The sequence below is a fragment of the Serratia plymuthica NBRC 102599 genome (assembly GCF_001590925.1).
GTDB classification, from domain to species: Bacteria; Pseudomonadota; Gammaproteobacteria; order Enterobacterales; family Enterobacteriaceae; genus Serratia; species Serratia plymuthica.
Genome location: NZ_BCTU01000012.1, coordinates 111,245 through 135,264, shown reverse-complemented (window position 1 = coordinate 135,264; position 24,020 = coordinate 111,245). Strand labels below are relative to the sequence as shown.

Genomic DNA, 24,020 nt, shown 5'->3' with positions numbered 1-24,020 from the left:
CAATGGCAATGATCGGTGTCTACGCAGACTGGAATGGATTACCAGAGCCAAAACGGATGGGCTTCTTGCATAGCCGACAAACCCGCATGCGGGAGCTCTTTGAATTTGAATACGATCCTCTGGCGTTGACCGATCCCTGCTTCAATCGTCTGCAACTTGACCCAGAGATACAGCTGTTTACCGGTGCTCAGTATCCCACTCAGCCAAAGGATAAGTTCGGAGTATTTGGCGATTCCAGCCCCGATCGCTGGGGCCGGTTGCTGATGAAGCGTCGCCTTGAACGAGATATTCGTGCAGGCAGTAAAGCGGTGGGAACCCGGCTATACGAATCAGATTATCTCTTGGGTGTACATGACCTTTATCGGGTAGGCGCTCTACGTTATAAACTTGAAGATGAAGGTGAATTTCTCGATAACAGGACTGGCGTAGCAGCTCCACCTTTTACCGAAATTCAAGCTTTAGAAAGAGCCAGCCGTGCACTGGAAGATGATCCCGGCAATACATCTCCGCAGGGCCAGGAATGGTTGCGGATGCTCATTGCTCCAGGTGGCTCTCTGGGTGGGGCAAGGCCAAAGGCCAGCGTTGCTGATGAGCACGGCCATCTCTATATCGCAAAATTCCCAAGTACCAGAGATGATTATGATGTCGGTGGTTGGGAGATGGTCGTCAATGCGCTTGCCGTTGGTTGTGGATTAAATGTCGCGGCAGCCGAAGCGCATAAATTTGCCAGCGATTATCACTGCTTTATGGTCCGCCGGTTCGATCGCACCCACACAGGACAGCGCCTTCATTTTGCTTCCGCAATGACGATGACCCGGCATCAGGATGGTGATGATGCCTCGACCGGCGTCAGCTATCTGGAACTTGCCGAAGTTCTGATAAGAGAGGGTTCGCAAACCAACACCGATCTGAAGGAACTCTGGTCAAGGATCGTTTTCAATATCCTCGTATCCAACACAGACGATCACTTGCGTAATCACGGGTTTATTTTGGTGCCCGGCAGGGGCTGGCGGCTTTCAGAAGCCTACGATATAAATCCGGCCCCCTGGTCTGACGGCCTGAAACTTAATATCACCGAGTCGGATAATGCGTTAGATCTCGAATTGGCACGCGAGGTTGCCGGATACTTTCGCCTAAGCTTGGCTGAAGCAGATGAAATAATCGAAAATTTTATTGGCATCGTTAGCCAGTGGAGAACCATTGCTAATCGCTTGGAACTGCCTCTACGGGAACAGGAGCGCATGGCTGAAGCATTTAGGGGTGCCATATAGCCCGCAGAGAGTCACCAGAGATCCACATCGAAGCTCATTACTCGGATAGGGTTATTTTCCGGAAAAATAGCCGGGGGATGATTCACCTGGATAGGATTTCGTTGAATTTGAGAAAGTGCGGAAAACAGTGATTTGGCGGAGATCACAGGAGTGATAAAAAGCACATATCGCAATGATAAATAATGGAAAAAACCAAATGACAGCGATTAAGTATACAGGTCACTATACACATAATCTTTCGTGACTTCAGCTAAAGGTTCTCAACTGAAGCCACTCATATCTTTTCACTTCTTACCAGTCAGGAGAGATGATAAACCGTGAGCGATCTCTATAGGATCACCTTTATACACAGCGTACAACTTATCTGCTAACAAAGGGAGCTTTGCTTTGATTAACTCTTCATCACCGTCTTTGACCAAGGTTAATAACTTCTTATCTCCCTCCGCAATTTCACGAGCCAGTACACTATGCAACTCTTTTAAGGGCCATCTTTTTTCAACGGAGTTACTTGATAATACCGCAACAACAAATTTTGATCTTGCAAGTGCACCATTGATTTTTTCTGTTAATGAGTCTCCCCATTCAATATATTTGGTATCAACAAATGCATGAATATGTAGCTTACATAGCTCATCATAAATTGGCATCACAATGCTCTCTTTATCTTCGCTTGCATGACATAAGAAAACATCGAACATTTCCATAGCTTTCATCGCTCTTCTACCCTCAATCGTAGGATTATCATCATTACTTGACATCCATGCACTTAGTTTCAAATACAGAGGCCATTCTGCCCCTCGGATCATGCGAATAAAACTCAAACGCCCATATATATGATTCCTAAAACTTTCCACTGCGAATTCATCGTTTTTATCACATTTACCATAACGTATTTTATGGTATTTATTTGCAGCTTGAACTTTATCCTTTCCCCATCCGTCAATCATAGCTCTAGTCAAACGAATATATTTACGGTCAAGATTAACCTTCTCATTCACGGTTAATCCCGTAACCACTTGTCTCTCTGTTTTTAACTGCAGCCTGAATTTCTCTTCATTTATTTTAAAACCATTATTTTCTATAGCATGCCTTAATGAATCACCAAGCTCATAACCACCTGTATCCTCTATTTTTTTTGCAATATCTAAAGGAGGGGATTGATTAAAAGAAAACGTGATATCATCAGCATATCGTGTATACCGCATTCTATATTTACCAGCTAGCCGGACTAGAGTCTTATCCAGTGCTGACGCAATAATATTTGATAGGACCGGTGAGGTTGGCGCACCTTGTGGCATTTTTCCGTTATGGACACATAATTGTGCCAATACCGCGGCCGCGGGTCGCCCCATATTAAAAGGATGTTTTTTCAATACACCATATATTCTTGGAAATGTGATGGATTCAAAGAAATCCTTTAAATCTATATTTAACACATATTTCTTTTTTACGTGTTTTTCTGCATTGGTAAATATTCCTTTATTTAAAATAAATCCATGAGCAGATATTTTTGGTCTATAGAACGCATCTAAATATTTCCTAGCTCTTTCCTGAAGAATTTTAATACCCCCTTGAGGAGATAAAATTATTCTCTCACCACCATTCTTTTTTGGAATAGTAAAAGATTTATATTTTATGGAGGAAGATCTGTATAACAAATGTATTAAATTACCAACTGGCACCTCTAGTAAATTAGCAACATCTTGTACGCTTTCTATATTTACATCACCTCTAGAAATAGCAGCGCAAACTTTAGACACTTCTTGTTCTGTTAGGCTAAACACATTTCCTTTAAAACTATTATTCCATATAACCGTGTTACCGACCTTAACACTTGAAGGCTCAGTATCTTTAAGTAATGGAATAAGCCTATCCTCATCTAGACCTTCAGCTCTACATTTCTCATTAAACGCAATTATTTGCTTTCTTAGTTGCAATCTAATACTCCTGAAAATGTACTCCCTTTAATATGATCGGCTCTGCCCAATCACTTTACGCAAAACCAACGCGCCAATCTGGTGTAGCCCATTTCGCGGCACAGCTGACAGGGGCATGATGTCCACACATTTACTACTTCAAAGCGAAACAACTTTGAAAATTTAAGGCAGAGCCGTACCAGCATCTTATCAAAAGATATCCGACAATCAAAAAACCTCTTCATCATGAAAAAAAAGATTTATAGAAAAACTAGTCACACTGTTCACTTTTGATTTTAATTGTTTAAAAACAACAGATTAATCGGTGACCAGTCGGTGATGAGTTTGCTCTGACTGGTCACTCACAGTGAACAGTCAGACCCAAAAATGCAAAATACCGGCCTGAACCGGTGATTTATTGCGCTGTGGGTGAGTGGCAGGGCGAGATTTTAAGCAAAGAAAAGGCCTGCAATGCAGGCCTGAGTAGTCACCGCTACGGGGTTCCCCGGTGTTGGGTGTATGCGGTTTGTACTGCTCGACTATAAGCGGCCCTACACAACAGCGTCCAATGGGTTCGGCAGATCAATAAAAGCCTATTGATCGGCAGAAACGATCGTGACGCCATTCGCTCAGCGCATTTCGCACTTGGGGAGCCAGTCAGCCCCACAGTCTTCGCTCAATATCAGGTTGGTCTGCATCCCCTGATTGGTCTTGCGTTTCAACAGTGCTATTTCATATTCGCGTAGGGTTTGCGGCACGGCGCGTCCGAACGCGGTCAGATTCAATGGGTACTTGTGTCCTCGGGCGTCCATATACGAAAGGTAAGCGTGATACAGGTATTTGCGTGGGTTCGCCGGGGTGATGTTGGCATTTCCGATATACAGACCGTCAGGCGCATTGACTGCCAGCAGATACCCGCAAAAATCAACCAGCGGATCGGCACTGCGTTTAATCTCCAGCGCTTGCAGCAGAAAAGGGCCAAATCATGATGCTCTGCCCACTGTGTACCCATTCGTCTTATACCCGTACTAGTTGTTATGTCACGGAGCGAACGAAAGAAGCCTATTACCAGTGCCAGAACATCGTATGTTCCTGCACATTTAAAACGGTGGATAGCGTCGATAAGATTTTATATCAGCCCATTCAAGCAGAAACGGTGACCAGCGATGATTTACCGCCGCCGGAAAAAAGGACATTAAATCGCTACCGCCGATATAGCCGAAATCAAACACTTCATTGATTGAATTGGCCCCGCTGCAATGCTGATTTTGCTGCGGGCTTTTACTCTTCTCCAATCCCGAAAACAGCCTTTTTTCTAGCTAGCCTGCCTCAAACCACCCGTACATGCATAGGGTGCATGATTTGGCATGGCTCCCCAACCTCTAAAAACAGCCGAAACCCCGCACCATAAGGGCTTACAGGGCCTCTGCGTCATACATGAAATGTGCATGATAAAGTCAGATCGCGTAGGTGAGGGAGTATTGCGCGCACAAAGGTTTTACATGAAAGTGGCCTTTTATCTATTATGGGCTTTACATAATTGCATAAAGAAATTATAAAATGATTTTAACATGAGGAACTTGGGATGCTGGTACCTAATAAATTGGGCGTTGATGTATATCCATCTTATTCTTGGATATTTATTCATTTCAAGGATTATCTAGGCCCAAATAGGTATTTACAAGATGCTATTGATGACTTGAAGTCTGGACAAGAAAGAAGAAACTTTAATAATGCAATAAGAAATGCAAAATCAGCTCTTCACATGAAAGTTGATATCCTTTGTCGTTCCTTTTGTGGGGACGAATACTTTAAATTATCTTTGAAAAACTTTCCACAGAAATTGGATTTTTTAGAAAGCATTGGTATTGTTAGACCAAGAATAATAGATAAAATAAATAAATTAAGAAATAAAATTGAACATGAATATAGAGATGCCACTCTTGAAGAAGCCGAGGATTTTATAGATATCGTTCTATTATTCATTGAGGCAACCAAGTATCTTAACTCAAGATTTCCTTCTGACCTTGAATTCCAACCTCCGATTTTTTTTGATGAAGGATACTTAAGGAAAATAACATGTGAGTGGAGCATTGGTGAGCTCGTATTTAACTTTACCAAGGAAGAGAGCTATAATCACCTACAAATACAAAACCATGTTATTAAAGTAGGCGATAAGCGATACAATCAATGGTTAAAATACATTATTGATAATAACGATTGATTCTTATCATATTTCATATTTATTTGGTGATAATTATTAATCCACCACGTTGTTAAAATACAAAATAAAACATCTTAAGAATAAAGGTGATATGTCATGAGAGTTGAATATCTAGTTACCATTGAGATTACAAATTCTTTTTGCAAAACTAAAAAGTCATTTTTAAATTTCATTCAATCAGACTCTGAGATTAATATAGTAGGAAAAAAAATAAATTACAAAAGTGATGTTTTTGGAATTGAAATAACTGAGGAGAACTCTCCATCAGAAAAAAACAAGATCTTTCATATCAAACTGTCAAACGAAAATGATGAGAAGGTTAATGAATTCACCAACTTATTAAAAGTTTTGAGAAACCTACTCCACATGGCATCAAAAAATAATATACAGACCTTGTGGGATGATATAGGGTTTAACTATTCGTTAAAGTGCTATCCAATCATTCATGAAATAGAAAACATGATGAGAAAACTCATCACAAAATTCATGCTAACAAATGTCGGCGTAGGTTGGGTTGAAACAGCTATTCCAGAGGAACTAAAAAAATCCAAAAGAGCTAAATCATCGGTAAACGAAAGCAACTATCTATATGATACTGACTTTATACAGCTCTCTAATTTTTTATTTGACACATACAGAACCCAGGATATTGAAAGTCTTATTTCCAAGATTAAAAGCCATAAAGAAAAGTCAATTAATTCTGACGAATTAAAAGATTTCATTCCACAATCTAACTGGCAGCGATATTTTCAAAAACATGTTGAATGCGAAGGTAGCTATCTAAAATCAAAATGGGAAAAACTCTATTTATTACGGTGTAAAGTTGCTCATAATAAAAACTTCGATAAAATCGATTATGATTCCACCTTTGAAATAACAAATGAGATAAGACCTATATTAGAAGACGCCATTGCATCTCTTGATAAAATAACCGTCCCAGAAGATGAACGTGAAGAATTAGCAGAGAATGTAGTAATCAATAACAGTGAACACTACGGTGATTTCATTGTGTTGTGGAAAAAATTAGAGTCGAAAATTTCTGAAGCAGCATACAAAAATGGAACATCCATAAGTAAGTTTCCATTTTTTGCAAGACCAGAGAAGGAATTACACAGCGCGAATATTATTAGTGAGGACATTCTAAAGAGCATTTCTCAATTAAGAGAGGTAAGGAATATTATTGTTCACAATTCCAACAAAGACTTTTCTATTGATGATCTTGTTTTCTACAATCAACAAATAAAAAGTATTATAAACATTATTTAGCCCCAAATTTAATAAAGTGATAGTGTTTTACTCTATCACTTTATTAAAAATCACGATACCACTGCAACATGTCCCTGCGTTTTTCCAAATATTGAGCATGATTATAAGTTCCCCGAATGCCATTCTTATCCACATGAGCAAGTTGCATCTCAATCCATGCGGAATCAAACCCTTGTTCATGAAGGATAGTAGACATCGTATGCCTGAAACCGTGACCGGTGGCTCACCCCTTATATCCCAGCAGCTCTATAACCTGATTCACACTTTCCTTATTTATAGGCTTTCTACGGTTGTTTCGTCCAATGAAAATGTAAGGATAGTGACCGGTTGTAGCTGTTTAAACAGTTCAACCACCTGAGTAGAGATCGGCACAATATGCGGACGACGCATTTTCATACGTTCGGCAGGCACTTCCCAGATGGCACGTTCAAGATCGATCTCATCCCAAGTGGCAAAGTGCATTTCTTGCGTGCGTATGCCGGTCAGCATAATGATCTTTGCTGCATTCTTAGTGATGATGCTGCCGGTATATTCTTCTAAGCCCTTAATAAAGTAAGGCAGTTCCTCGCGGATGGTGCATTTTCTTGGGCACAGCTAATACGCTGGCGAGATCCGGTGCTGGATTGTACTCCGCCCTACCGGTAATGATTGCGTAGCGGAAGACCTCTCCGCAGCGCTGTCGCACCTTGCGGGTCTTCGCCAATACCCCACCGTCGCAGTACTTCCAGCAACGCCAAGGGCTTAATTTCGGCAATGGGGCGTTGACCAATATACGGAAACTCATCCTGCTCAAAAGTGCGCATTATTTCCTCCCTGTAGGCCAGAGTCCACCGGTCGGCTTTATTCGTGTGTCATTCACGGCTGATCGCGTCAATTGCGGGAACTATCAGGACAAGCGTTGGCGGAAGATCACAGGAGTCGAACCTGCCCAGGACCGCTGGCGGCCCCAACCGGATTTGAAGTCCGGCCGCCCCACCGGGGACGAGGATCTTCCTTCGGGAGTCAGAAGCAAGAGGCTGATTATAGCGCAGTTTATCCTTAGCGCTAAGAGGGAATAGCGATGGCCCCCGGCAACGATACCGGAGGCCGGCGGGGTTAAGGCTTCAGCAGATCTTTCACGTCCAGCAGGATAAATTCGTTGTCGTCCGCCACGTTCGGCTGGCGGCTGGAAGAGAACGGGAAGTTATTGTCGTTGCCGACGATAATATGGCTGTCGTCTACCACATCAACATTCTCGATAGTGAAGAACGGGAAGGTCAGTACGCCGTTATTGAGCGGCTTGCGCGCCAGCTTGTTCGGGTCCTGAATGTTCAGCAGATCGATATACGCCAGCTTTTCCACCGGTTTGCCGACGTTGGCGTCTGAGAAGGCGATTTTATACACCCGTTTGAACTTCGCCACCTGGCTGAAACAGTTGTCGGTCGGCGCACCCGCAGCGCAGGCTTTGTCCGGCGTGCCTTCGCCGTTGTCGCGCTCAATTACCAGGCCGTGCGTGGCGTCGATCATATTGAAATCGCCGATGGCGTTCTGGTTATCTTCCAGTACGTATTGCCAGCTGCGGCCGGTCCATGCCTGCTGTTTCACGTCAAACTCCAGTACCCGCAGGTAGCGTTTGCCGTCGACGTTTTCAAACTTCTCGCCGTCCCACAGTGCGCCTTCCAGCAGCGGGTAGAGTTTGCTGCCGTCCGGTGACGCCGCCATGCCTTCAAAGCCCTTGGAACGCGCCACCTGGAAGTTCTGTTTGCCGTCCGGTGCGCCCGGCAGGGTCAGCGTCGGGTTGTCCGGCGATTTCACCACCTTGCCGTCCACCTTGGTGTCGAACACCGCCAGCACCTTGCCGTCCAGATCGGCCTTGATCAGGTAAGGACCGAATTCATCGCCGATCCACAGCGCATTGTCGGCGAACTGGAAACTTTCCGGATCGAAATCGCTGCCGGTCAGATAACGTTTTTCGGTGCTTTCATTGATGATATGGAAGGGCACCTTCTGGTCTGGGTCGTGCAGGAATACCGTCTTCAGCGGCGTGACCGTGCCGGTGCTGAAGTCGATTTTGTAATGATTAAGATACAGCATGGCGTCCGGCGAGTTGGCCTTGCTGCCAAAACCGTTGTCGGTCAGCACCCAGTAAGTGCCGTCGGGCATATGTTTGATGCCGGAATGGCCCTGCAAGGGTTGGCCGTTGATCGGCAGGCCGATGCCGGTCATGCGATCGGCAGATTTGCCCGCCACGCTGCCCAATTCGGTGACACGTTTTCCGCTGGTGTATTTGCCGCTTTGCCGTAAATCGGACGGCGCATCCTGTGGCGCGGAGATGCTGGATTTAACCGGCAGCAGCGCATGCCCGGCCAGGATCGCCTGCGCCGGCTGCGCGTCGGCCCACAGGTTACTGCTTAATGCCATACATCCTGCCAACAGCGCCAAACGGGTTTTGGTGATGTGCATGTCATGGTTCCCTAATCGTTGTTATCGCCCCGAGGTAAAAGCAACGTCACTATAGGGAGCCGCAATGACAGAAATATTATTCGCTAAATGCCTGCCGGTAGCTGCGCGGATGAAAACGCCCGGTGATGGCGATTAACGCCACCACCAGCAGCGCATGGATTTGCCAGTCCAGCGTAAAGCCGCCGCTGTAGTCGCGCAGCAGGCCGGAAAGATACGGCGTCACCCCCGCCAACAGAAAACCGATGCCCTGCATAAACGCCACTAACCGCCCTGCCGCCGCCGGGTGCGGGATATGATCGAGCGCCAGCACCAGGCACAGCGGAAAGGCGCCGCCCAGCCCCAGGCCGGCGATCAGTACCCACAGCCACGGCAGCGTCTGCGGCAGGTAAATCAGGCCGATAAAACCGATCAGTTGCAGCGCCAGCGCCAACCATAACAGCGGCCGACGATCCTGCGCCCGCGCCACCGCCGGCAGCAACAGCGCGCCAATCACCTGGCCGAAGGTCATCAGCGCCAGCAGCGTCCCGCTGGCCTGCGGCTGCCAGCCAAGTTGCATGTAATACGGCGGCAGCCAGGCGATCAGGCTGGTATAACCGCCGTTGATCAAACCAAAATAAGCGCCCAGCAACCAGGCGCGGCGGCTAAACAACAGGTTTGGACCGGCAGTAGCGCCGGATGGCGCAAGGCGAGCCAGCCCACGGCTGACCGGCCACCAGGCGATCAACGCCACCAGCGCCGGTGCGGCCCACCAGGCCAACGCACTGTGCCAGTCATGCCCGGCGCTCATCAGCCACGGCGTTATTGCCGCCCCCAGCCCGCCGCCACCCATCAGCGCCGCCGACCACAGCCCGGCCACCAACGCCATCTGCCTGAGAAAGTGATGCTTGATAATGCCGGGCATCACCGCCTGAATCACCCCAATCCCCAGCCCACCCAGCACCGCGCTCAGCATCAGTTGCGTGCTGCCCGGAGCCAGTTCGCGCCAGGCGGCACCGAGGCCGATCGCCAGCAGGCTCAGCACCACGCTGGTCCGTTCGCTGAACAGGCGGTTGATCACCCCACCCGCCAGCGCCATCAGCCCCATCATCAGCACCGGCAAAGTGGTCAGCAGCGCAGCGCCGCCAAAGCTCAGCCCGGTGGCCTGCCGCAGCGTCGGCAGCAGCGGGCCGACAGAGGTCAACAAGGGCCGCATATTCAGGCCAATCAGCACCAGCGCCCACAGCAGCGGGGTAAACCCGTGGCGCGGGGTGGCGGGGGAAACGGAATGATTTAACACGGCATAATCCTGGTCTTGCGGGATGAAGAGTGCAGCGTCACAGCCTGTGCGCCACAGCGTTGCGTTACTGTAGGCATCGCCGCTAGTATTGGGAAATTAAATAATAAAATAGCCGGCAGTGGGAAAATGAATCGTTACCCGATGTTCAATCCGCAGTTATTGCTCAGCTTTGTCGCGGTCTGCGACAGCGGCAGTTTCACCCGCGCCGCGGATCGGGTGTTCCTGTCGCAATCGACCGTCAGCCAGCAGGTAAGGCGGCTGGAGGAGATGCTCGGCAAGCCACTGTTTGAACGTTCATCCCATCAGGTGTTGCTGACCGAAGAGGGCGTCAAGCTATTGAGCTATGCGCGGCGGATTATCGCGTTGAATGAAGAAGCGCACGACGCGCTGACCGGCATCTGGCGCGACGGGGTATTGCGGCTGGGGATGCCGGAGGATTTCGCGGTGCCGACCACCGAGCTGCTGGCGGAATTCAGCCGTGCGCACCCACACTTGCGCCTCGATGTCGCCAGCGGTCTGAGCGCCGATCTGCACAGCGCCTACGCCCGTGAAGAGCTGGACCTGATCCTGGTCAAGCAGCGCCGCAGCCAGCAGCCGCGCGCCGCCAGGCCGGAACCGCTGCTGTGGCTCGACAGCCTGGCCTTTCCGGCGATCGAACAATCCCCGGTGCCGTTGGCGGTGTTTCCGCTCAATGGCCTGTACCGCGAGGAGCTGTGTCAGGCGTTGGATAACCTCGGCAAACGCTGGCGCATCGGCTACAGCAGCGCCAGCCTGGCGGCACTCACCGCCGCCTCCGCCGCCGGGTTGGGCGTCACCCTGTTGCCGGCCGGCTGCCGGTTACCGAGCCACCGGGTGCTGGGCATCGCCGAAGGGTTACCGCCGGTCGGCAGCTTCGAGCTGGCGCTTTACTACCGCGACAGCGCACCCGCCGCCACCCCGGCGCTGGCCGAGCGGCTAAGGGCGTTCTGCGGGTTGGTTTGAGGGACATTATTCCAAAAGCTGGGGATGTTTGAGTCGAAGCCAGTCATTGACCGCCAGCCATAATGCCTCGGCCTGTTCCAGACAAGCCTGCACCGCCGCATCTGTGACCAAATCACCTGAATAATCCGCAATGTTGCGTTGTTTTCGCAAAGTATCCAGACAAATCATGGTTTCACGGGGGATCCCCACCGTAAGCGGCAATGATTGAATCACAATCTGGTGATGGCCTGGTTTACTGGTCAACGTCCGAAAGCCTTGCGCCTGCAAAGCCGCATTGGCCATTTGCATGACCGCTTTATACGCCGTGTCAAAACGGCTTTCATTGCTGAGCTGCGTAATACTGGCATCCCGCCTATTACGTGCAGCGGCGGAGAGTAATTTTCTAATAGCGCCCGAATCAGGCGGTATCGCCTCCAGGCCGATGCCGACCAAATTGTCCAATGTCATCCTTGTCTCCCAAAATCCATAATTGCGGTTTATTCATAATGTCCTGAATAAACGCAGAACCCTCAGCCAAAGCCAACCGCCATTCTGCTGAAGAGTACAACTTAGGGTTAATTTCCCTGCCCAGCGTCTCCTGTAGCGGATAAAAAGTGTTGATAATCTCCGTGAAAGGCACATCGCCGACGATCAAAACATCTATGTCGCTGTCTGCATTAGCTTTACCACTGGCGATTGAGCCAAAAACAAAGGCCAACTCAAGCTCGGCGTCGAGCCCGGACAAGGCCTGTTGCAAACACCCGACAATCCCGGAAGTTTTGCGGAAAACGGCCGCCAGCTCAGTAAAAATCAGGCAATCGGGATTAGCCCTGTAACAAATTTGATTCCCCTGTTGCTGCCTGAGCAAAATGCCGCCCTGCGCCAGTTTATTCAACTCTTTATGCAGAGTGCCGGCCTGAGTTGCGGTCCGGCGCGCAATTTCACGCACATGAAACGCTTGCTCCGGCTGAGTTAGCAGCAGGCTTAGCACTTTTCGCCGATATTCGCTGAACAGGATGTCGAGCAGAGGATGGGACATAACGCCTCTTTATGTAGCTTTATTGGCTACGAATGTAGCCTTTAAGGCTACAAAAAGGCAACTAATACCCGGTTTCACCGTGGCGTTCGCGGTACTCTTTGGGCGTTGCGTCATAGCCTTTTTTGAATACCGAATAGAAATATTGCAGCGACGGGTAGCCGCACATCTGGGAGATCTCGTTGATGGTCAGCGAGGTCGCCGTCAGCAGATTACGGGCGCGCTCCAGCTTTTCCTGATGGATCATATGGTGGATGGTTTCGCCGGTCTCGTCCCGGAAGCGTTTTTCCAGGTTGGAACGCGACATGCCGACCGCATCCAGCACCTGCTCAACCTTGATGCCCTTGCAGGCGTGATGACGGATGTAATGCATGGCCTGAATCACCGCCGGATCGCGCAGCGAGCGGAAATCGGTGGAGCGGCGTTCAATCACCTTCACCGGCGGCACCAGGATACGTTGCAGCGGCAGTTCGCGGTGGTCCAGCAACTGATGCAGCAGTTTGGCGGCGCGGTAACCCATCTGGCGAGTGCCCTGCGCCACCGACGACAGCGCCACCCGCGACAGGTAGCGCGTCAGCTCTTCGTTATCGATGCCGATCACGCAGAGTTTCTCCGGCACCGCGATATCCAGGTGCTCGCACACCTGCAGCAAATGGCGCGCCCGCGCGTCGGTCACGGCGATGATGCCGGTCTGCTGCGGCAGGGTCTGCACCCAATCCGCCAGCCGGTTCTGCGCGTACTGCCAGTTCTCCGGCGCGGTAGCCATGCCCTGATACACCACGCCCTGATATTGCTCCGCCGCCACCCGCTGGCGGAAAGCCTGTTCGCGCTCCTGCGCCCAGCGTTTGCCGCCTTCCGCCGGCAGGCCGTAAAAGGCAAAGCGATTGATCCCCTTCTCCTTCAGGTGCATAAACGCCGCCTCCACCAGCGCCTGATTATCGGTGGCGATATAGTGCACCGGCGGGTAGTCCTCTTCACAGTGATAGGAGCCGCCAACGCCGACGATCGGCACATTGACGTTATGCAGCAACCGCTCAATCTCGCGATCGTCGTAATCGGCGATCACCCCATCACCCAGCCAGTCCTTGATGTTGTCGATACGGCAGCGAAAATCCTCTTCGATAAAGATGTCCCAGTCACACTGTGAAGCCTGTAAATACTCGCCGACGCCCTCGACCACCTGGCGGTCATACACTTTATTGGCGTTGAACAGTAACGTAATGCGAAAGCGCTTCGCGAACATGCGGCATCCCCGATAAATAAACTGCTCTCTGGGATAACATAACCCTCTGCGAGAGCAGCAGACGTCAACTCATAACTGTGAGCTCAAGCGCGATTCTTATGCCCGGCGCTTGGTGGCAGAGTCCATCCACACCGCCAGCAGCAGGATCGCGCCCTTGACGATGTACTGCCAGAAGGTCGGCACGTCCAGCATGCTCATGCCGTTATCCAGCGACGCCATGATAAACGCCCCCATCACCGCGCCGGCTACGCTGCCGATGCCGCCGGCCAGGCTGGTGCCGCCAATCACGCAGGCGGCGATGGCATCCAGCTCGGCGATATTGCCCGCCGACGGCGAGCCGGCGCCCAGCCGCGAACTGAGGATCAGCCCGGCAATCGCCACCATCAAGCCATTGATGGCGAACACCGCCAGCTTGGTGCGTTCGACATTGACCCCCGACAGGCGCGCGGCGTCGATATTGCCGCCAATGGCATAAATCCGGCGGCCAAAAGCGGTGCGGGTAGCCATAAATATCCCCGCCAGCATCAGCGCGGTGAGGATCAGTACCGGCGTAGGTACGCCGCGGTAATCATTGAGCAGATAAATGGCCCCCAGCACCACCACCGCCAGAAGGCTTTGCCGGGTCACGTCGCCGGTCGCGGCGGCCACCGGCAGCCCGAGCTGCGCACGTCGGCTGCGTCGCCGCCATTGCCAGGCAACGAACAGCATCAACCCGACGGCGCCGATGCCAAAACCCAAACCGCTCGGCAGATAGCTTTGGCCGATCTGCGACATGGCGCCGCTGGTCGGCGCGACCGTGGTGCCGTTGGTGATACCGATCAGAATGCCGCGAAAGGCCAGCATGCCCGCCAGCGTGACGATAAACGACGGCACCTTGCGGTACGCCACCCACCAGCCGTTCCAGGCCCCCAGCAACAGGCCGGCCAGCAGCGTCACCACAATAGTCAGCGGCAGGGGCCAGCCGAGCCAGACGTCAAAAATCGCCGCCGCCCCGCCCAGTAGCCCCATCATCGAACCGACCGACAAGTCGATCTCCGCCGAAATAATCACGAACACCATGCCCACCGCCAAAATGCCGGTAATCGCCGTCTGGCGCAGCAGGTTGGAGACATTGCGCGCGCTGAGATAGGCGCCCTCGGTGGTAAAGGTAAAGAACAGCATAATGACGGCGATCGCCGCCAGCATCACCAGCACCTGAAAATTGATGGATTTCAGCTTCAGGATGGGCTTTTTCTCGGCGATTTCCTGCACTATCGCGTCAGACTGCGTGCTTTTCGACATCTGTTTCACTCCTCAATGCGGCTTCCATCACCTGTTCCTGGGTCAAACCCCGGTTCTCCAGCGACGCCTTGATACGCCCCTGATGCATCACCAACACGCGGTCACTGAGGCCCAGCACTTCCGGCAGTTCCGAAGACACCACGATCACCGCGATACCTTGCTGTACCAGCTGATTGATTAATTTATAGATTTCCTGTTTTGCGCCGATATCGATACCGCGGGTCGGCTCATCAAGAATGAGGATTTTCGGCTTCAGCAGCAGGCATTTGGCCAAAATCGCCTTCTGCTGGTTACCGCCGCTCAGCCTGGCGATCGCCAGCTCGGGTGACGACGTTTTCACCTTCAGCTGCGCCAGCGACTGGCGAATGGTCGCCTGCTCCTGCGCGTCGTCGATCACCGTCAATGCGCCACTGAAATCGCTCAGCGCCGCCAGCGTCATATTCGCCCCGACGCCCATCACCGGCACAATGCCGTCGCGCTTGCGGTCTTCCGGCACCATGGCGATGCCGTGGCGCATCGCCTGTCGGCAATTATCGATAACGGTCGGCTGGCCGTTAATGCGGATGCTGCCCTGCCAGCGGCCGGCATAAACGCCGAACAGGCACTGCATGGTCTCGGTACGGCCGGAGCCGACCAACCCGGCGACGCCAAGAATTTCGCCGCGCCGCAGGCTGAACGACACCTCATCCACCCGGCGGACGTGGCGGTTCACCGGGTGCCAGGCGGTCAGGTTATCCACCTGCAAAATCACGTCGCCGATCGCATGTTCCTGCTGCGGGTACAGCTCGGTCAGTTCGCGCCCCACCATCATGGCGATAATGTCTTTTTCGCTCATCTCGGCCGCCGGCCGCGTGCCGATATGCTTGCCGTCTCGGATCACGCAGATCAGATCCGAGATCGCTTTCACCTCGTTCAGCTTGTGCGAAATGTAAATGCAGGCGATGCCGTGATCGCGCAGATCCTGAATGATCGCCAACAGCGTGGCGGTTTCGCTTTCGGTCAGCGACGCCGTCGGTTCATCCAGCACCAGCAGCCGTACCTGCTTGTTGAGCGCCTTGGCGATCTCCACCAGTTGCTGCTGCCCCAACCCCAACTCGCCGACGCGGGTATTGGGATCCACCTCCAGCTTGACCTGCGCCAGCATGCGCCGGCAGCGCAGGTACATGGCGTCGTAATCCATCACGCCACGGCGACACTGTTCGTTGCCGAGAAACATGTTTTCCAGCACCGTCATCTGTTTCACCAGCGCCAGTTCCTGATGAATGATGGCAATGCCTTTTTTCTCGGTGTCGCGGATATTTTTTGCCGCTAACACATCGTCGGAAAAATAAATATCGCCCTGATAACTGCCGTGCGGATATATTCCGCACAGCACTTTCATCAGCGTGGATTTTCCCGACCCGTTTTCACCGCATAACGATAATACCTGGCCGGCCTCCAGTTGCAGGCTGACATTATCCACGGCCTTAACTGCGCCGAATTGCATGGTGATATTTTTCATTTCCAATAGGCAGGGCATTATTCCCTCCACGTCACCGGATATCGGTATTAATTAAGATCGGCTTTTTTATGGAAACCGTCGGCAATAATAGTGCTGTCGATATTCGATTTATCCACCGGGATCGGCGTCAATAACCAGGCCGGCACCGGTTTGACGCCGTTATTCAGGGTCGCGTTGGATTTGGGTTTTTCGCCTTTGCCCAGTTGCACAGCAATGCTCGCCGCCTCATCGGCCAGCTTGCTGATCGGCTTGTAGACCGTCATGGTCTGGGTACCGGCCATGATGCGCTTCACCGCTGCCAGATCGGCGTCCTGGCCGGTAATGGCCACCTTGCCCGCCAACCCCTGTGCGGCCAGCGCCTGGATCGCCCCGCCGGCGGTCGCGTCGTTGGAGGCCACCACGGCGTCGATATGATTGCTGTTGGCGGTCAGCGCATTTTCCATGATTTTCAATGCGTTTTCCGGCAGCCAGCCATCAACCCACTGATCGCCCACCACCTTGATTTTCCCGCTGTCGATCAAGGGTTGCAGCACCTTCATCTGGCCCTGACGGAACAGTTTGGCGTTGTTATCCACCGGTGAACCGCCCATCAGGAAATAATTCCCCTGCGGCACCCGCTGCACCAGGCTTTGCGCCTGCAGTTCACCGACCTTTTCGTTATCGAAGGAGATATAGAAATCGATATCGGCGTTATTGATCATGCGATCGTAGGCCAATACCTTAATGCCTTCCCGCTTGGCCTCGCTGATGACGTTGCTCAGCACCTGGCCGTTATAGGGAATGATCACCAACACGTCGACGCCGCGGTTGATCATGTTTTCTATCTGCGCCATCTGGGTTTCTTCATTGCCGTTGGCCGATTGAACGAAGACGTCCGCCCCCAATGTTTTGGCTTTGCTGACGAAAATGTCGCGGTCCTTTTGCCAGCGCTCCAGACGCAGATCGTCGATCGCCATGCCGATTTTGATTTCTTTGCTCAGGGCCGGTTGGCTGGCCAGCGCCAGCAGCGCGCAGACCGAAAGGAACAGGGGTTTTAATTTCATCTTATATACCTTTGTTATTTAATGTGTAAGGGCAATAATTGAAACGAACTGGTTAAGGATTGTTGTCGGTTATTTACTGTTCGGCAATTACAGATTTTTACCGGCGAATTATGTTTTTTGGTTTAATGTTATTTTTATGATGGCGGTCATGCTTTCCCCCTGAAAAAAACCTTCGCGCACCATAAAATTCAAATGAAACGCGCTTAAACGCCCTATTATGAGATCTACCGCACATTTAATAATTCTGTGAATTTAAGAGTGAAATAACGTAATTGAGCCACAGGGTTCTAACTCCGAAGATAAATGCATCCCGTAAACCGGGCATCGCTACCCAGGAGTCGAAAATGCAATCCTATTTTGATCAGCTTGAGCAAGTTCGCTACGAAGGCCCCGACAGCAATAACCCGCTGGCTTTCCGCCACTATAATCCCGATGAGTTGGTGCTCGGCAAACGTATGGCCGATCACCTGCGCTTCGCCGCCTGTTACTGGCACACCTTCTGCTGGAACGGCGCGGACATGTTCGGCGTCGGCGCCTTTGATCGGCCCTGGCAGCAACCGGGCGATGCGCTGGCGCTGGCAAAACGCAAGGCCGACGTGGCGTTCGAATTCTTCCACAAGCTGAACGTGCCTTACTATTGCTTCCACGACGTCGACGTGTCGCCGGAAGGCGCTTCGTTGAAAGAGTATCTGAATAACTTTGCGGTGATGACCGACGTGCTGGCGGAAAAACAGCAAAGCAGCGGCGTGAAGCTGTTGTGGGGCACCGCCAACTGCTTTACCCATCCGCGCTACGGCGCAGGCGCGGCCACCAACCCGGATCCGGAAGTGTTCAGTTGGGCGGCCACGCAGGTATTCACCGCCATGAACGCCACTCATCGACTGGGCGGCGAGAACTACGTGCTGTGGGGCGGGCGCGAAGGTTACGAAACCCTGCTGAATACCGATCTGCGCCAGGAGCGCGAGCAGATTGGCCGCTTTATGCAAATGGTGGTGGAGCACAAACACAAAACCGGTTTCCAGGGCACGCTGCTGATCGAACCCAAACCGCAGGAACCCACCAAGCACCAGTACGACTACGACGTCGCCACGGTGTACGGCTTCCTGAAGCAGTTCGGGCTGGAGAAGGAGATCAAGGTCAATATCGAGGCCAACCACGCCACCCTGGCCGGGCACTCCTTCCACCATGAAATCGCCACCGCCATCGCGCTCGGTATCTTCGGCTCGGTCGACGCCAACCGCGGCGATCCGCAGCTGGGCTGGGATACCGACCAGTTCCCCAACAGCGTGGAGGAGAACGCCCTGGTGATGTTCGAAATCCTCAAGGCCGGCGGGTTCACCACCGGTGGCCTGAACTTCGACGCCAAGGTCCGCCGCCAAAGCACCGACAAATACGATCTGTTCTACGGCCATATCGGTGCGATGGACACGATGGCGCTGGCGCTGAAAGTGGCGGCCAGGATGACCGCCGACGGCCAGCTTCCTCAGCAGGTCGCCCGACGTTACGCCGGCTGGAACGGTGAGCTGGGCCAGCAAATTTTGCAGGGCAAACTGTCGCTGGAAGCCCTGGCGCAGTACGCTGAACAACATGCACTGGCGCCGCAGCACGCCAGCGGCCGTCAGGAACAGCTTGAGAACCTGATGAACCGCTACCTGTTCGGTTAACTGACCCGCGCGGCGCACCGTCCGCCGCGTTTTAAAGGATCTCAATCATGTACATCGGCATCGATCTCGGCACCTCCGGCGTAAAAATCATTTTGCTCGGTGAGCAGGGCCAACTGCTCGCCAGCCAGAGTGAAGCGCTGCCCATCTCCCGCCCTCATCCCCTGTGGTCAGAACAGGCGCCGCAGGACTGGTGGCACGCCACCGATCGCGCCATGCTGGCGCTGGGCAAGCAGCACAGTCTGCAACAGGTGAAGGCCATTGGCCTCAGCGGCCAGATGCACGGCGCCACGCTGCTGGATGACCGCCAACGGGTGCTGCGCCCGGCCATTCTGTGGAACGACGGCAGAAGCGCCGCGCAGTGCCAGGCGCTGGAGCGGGCGGTGCCGCAATCGCGGCAAATTACCGGCAACCTGATGATGCCCGGCTTTACCGCACCCAAGCTGCTGTGGGTGCAACAGCACGAACCGCACCTGTTCAGCCAGATCGATAAGGTGCTGTTACCCAAAGATTATCTGCGCTGGTGCATGACCGGCGAATTCGCCGGCGATATGTCGGACGCCGCAGGCACCGGGTGGCTGAACGTAGCGCAGCGCGACTGGAGCGACGAGATGCTGGCCGCCTGCGGCCTGTCGCGCCGCCACATGCCGCAGCTGTTCGAAGGCAATCAAATCACCGGTCAGACCCACACCGAGCTGGCAAGGCGCTGGGGCATGCCGCCGGTGCCGGTGGTGGCCGGTGGCGGCGACAATGCCGCCGGGGCGATCGGCGTAGGGCTGTATCAGGCCGGGCAAGCCATGCTGTCGCTCGGCACCTCGGGCGTTTACTTTGCGGTCAGCGACGGCTTTCTCAGCAACCCGGCCAGCGCGGTGCACAGCTTCTGCCATGCGCTGCCCGACACCTGGCACCTGATGTCGGTGACGCTCAGCGCCGCCTCCTGCCTGGACTGGGTCTGCAAACTGACCAACGTCGACAGCGTCACCACCCTGCTGCGCAACGTCGAACAAGCCCCTCCGGCGGAAGCCCCGCTGTGGTTTTTGCCTTACCTTTCCGGCGAACGCACGCCGCACAACAATCCCAACGCCAAAGGGGCGTTCTGGGGGCTCACTCACCAGCACGGGCCAAACGATCTGGCGCGGGCGGTGCTGGAAGGCGTCGGTTTTGCCCTGGCGGACGGCATGGACGTGCTGCACGCCAGCGGCCTGCAACCTTCGAGCATCACCTTGATCGGCGGTGGCGCACGCAGCCCGTTCTGGCGGCAGATGCTGGCGGATATCAGCGGCCAACGGCTGGAATACCGCACCGGCGGCGACGTCGGCCCGGCGCTGGGGGCCGCGCGTCTGGCGCAGATCGCCCTGAATCCGCAGCGCCCGCTGAGCGACCTGCTGCCCGAATTGCCGCTGGAACAGCTGCACGAACCGGATGCCGAACGCCATCGGCACTACGCCGCGCGGCGCAGCACGTTCCGCGAGTTGTATACCTGTTTGTTGCCGCTGATGTAACGCCCAGGGGGCAGTAACCCTGCCCCCTCATTATTACCAAATCGAATAGCCGCCAGTGGCAAATGTCGCTGCCAACCTGCGGGTTCCTCTCGTGACTGCTCCCCGCCCTGTCGGGCGAGACTTCCCACTTCCTAGGCCGCAACCGTCTGTGCGACGGATTTACGCAGGCCTCCGTGGGCAGAAACGACGAGTCCCGCCGCCTGTAGTTCAAATATTCCTTGCTGTTTGATATTCAGTGCTGCGTTGAGATCCCGATCGTGCTCTGTGTCGCATTCCGGACATTGCCAGAGCCGTTTGTGGAGCGGCATTTCCGGCATTTTATGCCCGCAACAATGGCAGGTTTTCGAGCTGGCGAACCATTGATCCAGCTTCACCAGATGAACACCTGTTTCTGCCGCTTTGTATTCCAGTTTAGTGATGAATCCAGCCCAGCCTGCGTCCCCAATAGAGCGTGCCAGTCTGCGATTTTTCATCATATTTGCCGCTTTTAGCGTCTCGACAACTACCGCTTGGTTTTCGTCAACAATTGCGCGAGATAGTTTGTGTTGAAAATCGGCACGAGCATTGGCTACCCGTTCGTGAACTGCTGCAAGCTGTATACGAGCTTTACGCCTGTTGGCGCTACCCTTTTTCTTACGAGAAAGCGCTTTCTGCTTCCGCCGCAGATTGTGACTGGCGTTGATAAGGTGGCGCGGATTGGCAATCTTATTACCGTCCGATTTGATGGCGAAATGCGTCAGCCCCATATCCAGACCAGTGATATTTGATATCAATGTTGGCTTCGCGGGCGCTTCCATCTCGTCATCACAGAGTAGCGAAGCATAGTATTTCCCGGTTGCGCTGCGGCTCAATGTTATGCTTTTCAACGCACCGGTAATTTCACGATGTAAACGCGCTTCAATCGGCGGGATTTTCGGGATTTTTATCGCGGCATCAAGCACTTTTATGCCAACACAGTGATAGCTGGACTGCCTGCCATGTTTGCGCTTGAACGCGGGGAAACGGGCTTTCAGTTTCGGGTTAAAAAAGTTGGAAAAAGCAACATCCAGATTTATTACCGCCTGCTGCAACGCAATGGCGTCATACACTTTTAGCCATCCATATCTGCGAGATTTTTTCGCTACAGCAAGCAGCGGTTTAAGGTCTTTACGTGGGTTTAAATTAACACCGTGCCGCTGGTAGGCGTGTTGCTTAATGCACAGAGCTTTGTTGTACGCGAAACGAACCGCGCCGAACTGACCATTGAGAAATTCAGCCTGTTCTGGTGTCGGATATACGCGTACTTTCGTGGCTCTTAACACAATCAGCGCTCGTTGGAATATTCTATTTATTTTAACATGTTAAGTTCGAATATCAATTGAGTAATCATCATGGATCCCTTGAGGGCTTTCTTCGAAAACGCCATAGTGTAAGTAAACTGGTCGTGCATCTGATCTTTACGACAAAGTATCGACGCAGGCTATTTGACGAACAGATGATCGCTCAGCTACGCGAGGCTTTTGGTTCAGCCGCAGCAAAGCTTGAATGCGACATTATCGAGATGGACGGAGAACGAGATCACGTCCATCTGCTGGTAGCCTATCCACCCAAACTGGCAGTCAGCGTGATGGTCAATAATTTAAAATCGGTATCGTCGCGCCTGCTTCGACAGCAAAACACACATTTACGTATGCCGAGCAAAACCGGGCTGCTGTGGCCACGTTCTTACTTTGCCTGTAGCGCAGGTGGAGCCACGATAGAAACGCTCAAAGCGTACGTGCTCAGCCAGAATACTGCGGAGTAGCCAGCCCTAAAGCCCTTCGGGCTTTTCGCCTTATATCCCCGCCCGCACTGGGCGAGGGTTTACGGCGAATTTTGCTAAATTGGTGGATGTTTTTTGACGCACCTCACCTCTGGATTAAGGAACTGAACGTGGAAAAAACCCAACAACAAAGCCGCAGAGCTTTCCTCAGCCAAACTGGCAAGCTCACCACCGCCTGTGCGGTGATCGGGCTGACCGGCGGCGTGGCGCAGGCCGCACCGCAGGCTGGCGGCCACTGTGCGTCGGAGGCCAAACCCATGACCCTGACCGACCATCACTACGTGCTGAGCGACGTACGGCTGGAGGAGGGTTTCGAATACGATGGCGATACGGTGATCGGCACCCGCACCGCGCTCTACCAGTTGGAAATCAAAGACGGCAACATCGCCGCCATCCATGCGGCGGATGCGGCGCCGATCGCGGGCGTGCCGCGTTATCAGACGCAGGGTCAGTTGCTGCTGCCGGCGTTCCGCGACATGCACATCCATTTGGACAAAACCTTCTACAGCGGCCCGTGGCAGGCACCGCGCCCACGCCAGGGCAAAACCATCATGGACATGATCGCGCTGGAACAAACGCTGATCCCCAAGCTGCTGCCGACCTCGCAGCAGCGCGCGGAAAACCTGATCGCCTTGTTGCAATCCAAAGGCAGCACCGTGGCGCGCAGCCACTGCAATATCGATCCGGTCAGCGGGTTGAAAAGCCTGGAGCACCTGCAACGTGCGCTGGAAAACCACCAGGCGGATTTCAGCTGCGAAATCGTCGCCTTCCCGCAGCACGGCCTGTTGCATTCTAAGGTCGACGGCTTGATGCGCGAGGCCATGCAGATGGGCGTGCAGTATGTCGGCGGGCTGGATCCGACCAACGTCGACGGGGCAATGGAGGCGTCGCTGGACGCGATGTTCCAGATTGCGCTCGACACCGGCAAAGGCGTCGACATCCACCTGCATGAAACCAGCCCCGCCGGGGTAGCGGCGATTAACTACATGATCGCCACCGTAGAAAAAAACCCGGCGCTGCGCGGTAAGGTCACCCTCAGCCACGCGTTCGCCCTGACCACGCTGAACCCGAATGAGCTGGCGGAAACCGCCACCCGCCTGGCGGCGCAGCAAATCACCCTCGCCTCCACGGTGCCGATCGGCGGGCTGATGATGCCGCTGCCGCAGCTCAGTGAAAAAGGGGTATTTGTGATGACCGGAACCGACAGCGTGATCGACCATTGGTCGCCGTTCGGCACCGGCGACATTCTGGAAAAAGCCAATCTCTACGCCCAGCTGTATCGCGGTTCGGATGAGTTCCATCTGTCGCGCGCCCTGGCCATTTCCACCGGCGGCGTGCTGCCGCTGAACGACAAAGGCCAACGCGCATGGCCCAAAGCCGGCGACAGCGCGGAGTTCGTGTTGATCGACGCCAGTTGTTCCGCCGAGGCGGTGGCCCGCCTGCCCGCACGCCGCGCCACCTTCCATCGGGGGCGTCTGGTCGCCGGCCAGGTCAGCAAAGCCTGATGCTGGTCCGCTGATGCCATCATGATGGCCGTTTTTGGCCTTCTTCCCTGCAGGATAACGGCGCAGTATGGCGTTATACCCCACAGGCGGAG

At 53.2% G+C, this 24,020-nt stretch carries 19 protein-coding genes, 1 tRNA gene and 2 pseudogenes; 9 read left to right on the top strand and 13 right to left on the bottom strand.

Features of this window, described 5'->3' with window-relative positions; all coding sequences use genetic code 11:
• The first annotated feature begins 2 nt into the window (after positions 1–2).
• Positions 3–1,271, top strand: a complete 1,269-nt coding sequence (locus SPL01S_RS09105; protein ID WP_063198980.1) for a type II toxin-antitoxin system HipA family toxin — start codon at positions 3–5, stop codon at positions 1,269–1,271.
• A 284-nt stretch (positions 1,272–1,555) separates the two neighbouring features.
• On the opposite strand, the gene SPL01S_RS09100 is transcribed toward SPL01S_RS09105, so the two are convergent.
• Both SPL01S_RS09100 and SPL01S_RS24530 read right to left on the bottom strand, forming a co-directional pair.
• Positions 1,556–3,208 carry a TIR domain-containing anti-phage reverse transcriptase gene (locus SPL01S_RS09100; RefSeq protein ID WP_111738383.1) on the bottom strand — a complete coding sequence of 551 codons (1,653 nt, stop codon included), beginning with the start codon at positions 3,206–3,208 and terminating at the stop codon, positions 1,556–1,558.
• Between the two features lie 608 nt (positions 3,209–3,816).
• Positions 3,817–4,152, bottom strand: a pseudogene (locus SPL01S_RS24530) (winged helix-turn-helix domain-containing protein); the annotation flags it as partial.
• Between the two features lie 20 nt (positions 4,153–4,172).
• On the opposite strand from SPL01S_RS24530, the gene SPL01S_RS24525 reads away from it, so the two are divergent.
• The 3 genes from SPL01S_RS24525 to SPL01S_RS09080 all read left to right on the top strand — a co-directional run bounded on the left by SPL01S_RS24525 (position 4,173) and on the right by SPL01S_RS09080 (position 6,677).
• On the top strand, positions 4,173–4,427 hold the full coding sequence (locus tag SPL01S_RS24525) for an ogr/Delta-like zinc finger family protein (RefSeq protein ID WP_073972036.1): 255 nt from the start codon (positions 4,173–4,175) through the stop codon (positions 4,425–4,427).
• A 345-nt stretch (positions 4,428–4,772) separates the two neighbouring features.
• Entirely contained in the window at positions 4,773–5,411 is a 639-nt protein-coding gene (locus SPL01S_RS09085) for a hypothetical protein (protein ID WP_063198970.1), read from the top strand.
• 96 nt (positions 5,412–5,507) lie between these two features.
• Entirely contained in the window at positions 5,508–6,677 is a 1,170-nt protein-coding gene (locus tag SPL01S_RS09080) for a HEPN domain-containing protein (RefSeq protein ID WP_063198967.1), read from the top strand.
• 43 nt (positions 6,678–6,720) lie between these two features.
• Here the strand turns inward: SPL01S_RS09080 and SPL01S_RS25675 are convergent.
• The 4 genes and pseudogenes from SPL01S_RS25675 to SPL01S_RS09060 form a co-directional block, all read right to left on the bottom strand.
• A pseudogene (locus SPL01S_RS25675) lies at positions 6,721–7,546 on the bottom strand (tyrosine-type recombinase/integrase); the annotation flags it as partial.
• A 30-nt stretch (positions 7,547–7,576) separates the two neighbouring features.
• Positions 7,577–7,671: transfer RNA gene (locus tag SPL01S_RS25205), tRNA-Sec, on the bottom strand.
• Between the two features lie 101 nt (positions 7,672–7,772).
• Positions 7,773–9,119 carry an esterase-like activity of phytase family protein gene (locus tag SPL01S_RS09065; RefSeq protein ID WP_063198954.1) on the bottom strand — a complete coding sequence of 449 codons (1,347 nt, stop codon included), beginning with the start codon at positions 9,117–9,119 and terminating at the stop codon, positions 7,773–7,775.
• Positions 9,120–9,195: 76 nt separating this feature from the next.
• Positions 9,196–10,395, bottom strand: a complete 1,200-nt coding sequence (locus tag SPL01S_RS09060) for a cyanate transporter (protein ID WP_063198950.1) — start codon at positions 10,393–10,395, stop codon at positions 9,196–9,198.
• A 126-nt stretch (positions 10,396–10,521) separates the two neighbouring features.
• On the opposite strand from SPL01S_RS09060, the gene SPL01S_RS09055 reads away from it, so the two are divergent.
• Positions 10,522–11,376 carry a LysR family transcriptional regulator gene (locus SPL01S_RS09055; RefSeq protein ID WP_063198947.1) on the top strand — a complete coding sequence of 285 codons (855 nt, stop codon included), beginning with the start codon at positions 10,522–10,524 and terminating at the stop codon, positions 11,374–11,376.
• A 6-nt stretch (positions 11,377–11,382) separates the two neighbouring features.
• On the opposite strand, the gene SPL01S_RS09050 is transcribed toward SPL01S_RS09055, so the two are convergent.
• The 6 genes from SPL01S_RS09050 to xylF form a co-directional block, all read right to left on the bottom strand.
• The gene (locus SPL01S_RS09050; RefSeq protein ID WP_062869151.1) at positions 11,383–11,823 is read right to left on the bottom strand and encodes a HEPN domain-containing protein; all 441 of its coding nucleotides are present in this window, start codon (positions 11,821–11,823) and stop codon (positions 11,383–11,385) included.
• Complete coding sequence (locus tag SPL01S_RS09045) at positions 11,774–12,394, bottom strand: nucleotidyltransferase domain-containing protein (protein ID WP_063198943.1); 621 nt, start codon at positions 12,392–12,394, stop codon at positions 11,774–11,776. The genes SPL01S_RS09050 and SPL01S_RS09045 overlap by 50 nt, the downstream gene beginning before the upstream one ends.
• A gap of 61 nt (positions 12,395–12,455) precedes the next feature.
• Positions 12,456–13,634, bottom strand: coding sequence for a D-xylose utilization transcriptional activator XylR (gene xylR, locus SPL01S_RS09040; protein ID WP_063198939.1), 1,179 nt, complete (start codon positions 13,632–13,634; stop codon positions 12,456–12,458).
• Between the two features lie 96 nt (positions 13,635–13,730).
• The gene (xylH, locus tag SPL01S_RS09035) at positions 13,731–14,915 is read right to left on the bottom strand and encodes a xylose ABC transporter permease XylH (RefSeq protein ID WP_063198936.1); all 1,185 of its coding nucleotides are present in this window, start codon (positions 14,913–14,915) and stop codon (positions 13,731–13,733) included.
• Positions 14,893–16,434, bottom strand: a complete 1,542-nt coding sequence (locus SPL01S_RS09030) for a xylose ABC transporter ATP-binding protein (protein ID WP_063198933.1) — start codon at positions 16,432–16,434, stop codon at positions 14,893–14,895. Before SPL01S_RS09030 ends, xylH begins: the two co-directional genes overlap by 23 nt.
• Before the next feature lie 29 nt (positions 16,435–16,463).
• Positions 16,464–17,459 (bottom strand): D-xylose ABC transporter substrate-binding protein, encoded by a 996-nt coding sequence (gene xylF / locus SPL01S_RS09025; protein WP_063198930.1) that lies wholly within the window; start codon positions 17,457–17,459, stop codon positions 16,464–16,466.
• A gap of 344 nt (positions 17,460–17,803) precedes the next feature.
• On the opposite strand from xylF, the gene xylA reads away from it, so the two are divergent.
• Together xylA and xylB are read left to right on the top strand one after the other, a co-directional pair.
• Complete coding sequence (gene xylA, locus SPL01S_RS09020; RefSeq protein ID WP_063198928.1) at positions 17,804–19,123, top strand: xylose isomerase; 1,320 nt, start codon at positions 17,804–17,806, stop codon at positions 19,121–19,123.
• Positions 19,124–19,170: 47 nt separating this feature from the next.
• Positions 19,171–20,622, top strand: a complete 1,452-nt coding sequence (gene xylB / locus SPL01S_RS09015) for a xylulokinase (RefSeq protein ID WP_063198926.1) — start codon at positions 19,171–19,173, stop codon at positions 20,620–20,622.
• Between the two features lie 131 nt (positions 20,623–20,753).
• On the opposite strand, the gene SPL01S_RS09010 is transcribed toward xylB, so the two are convergent.
• On the bottom strand, positions 20,754–21,923 hold the full coding sequence (locus SPL01S_RS09010) for an RNA-guided endonuclease InsQ/TnpB family protein (protein WP_063198924.1): 1,170 nt from the start codon (positions 21,921–21,923) through the stop codon (positions 20,754–20,756).
• A 56-nt stretch (positions 21,924–21,979) separates the two neighbouring features.
• Here SPL01S_RS09010 and tnpA point away from each other — a divergent pair, with 56 nt between their 5' ends.
• Together tnpA and SPL01S_RS09000 are read left to right on the top strand one after the other, a co-directional pair.
• Entirely contained in the window at positions 21,980–22,405 is a 426-nt protein-coding gene (gene tnpA, locus SPL01S_RS09005) for an IS200/IS605 family transposase (protein WP_063198922.1), read from the top strand.
• 128 nt (positions 22,406–22,533) lie between these two features.
• Positions 22,534–23,928, top strand: coding sequence for an amidohydrolase family protein (locus tag SPL01S_RS09000; RefSeq protein ID WP_063199141.1), 1,395 nt, complete (start codon positions 22,534–22,536; stop codon positions 23,926–23,928).
• The last annotated feature ends 92 nt before the right edge of the window (positions 23,929–24,020 follow it).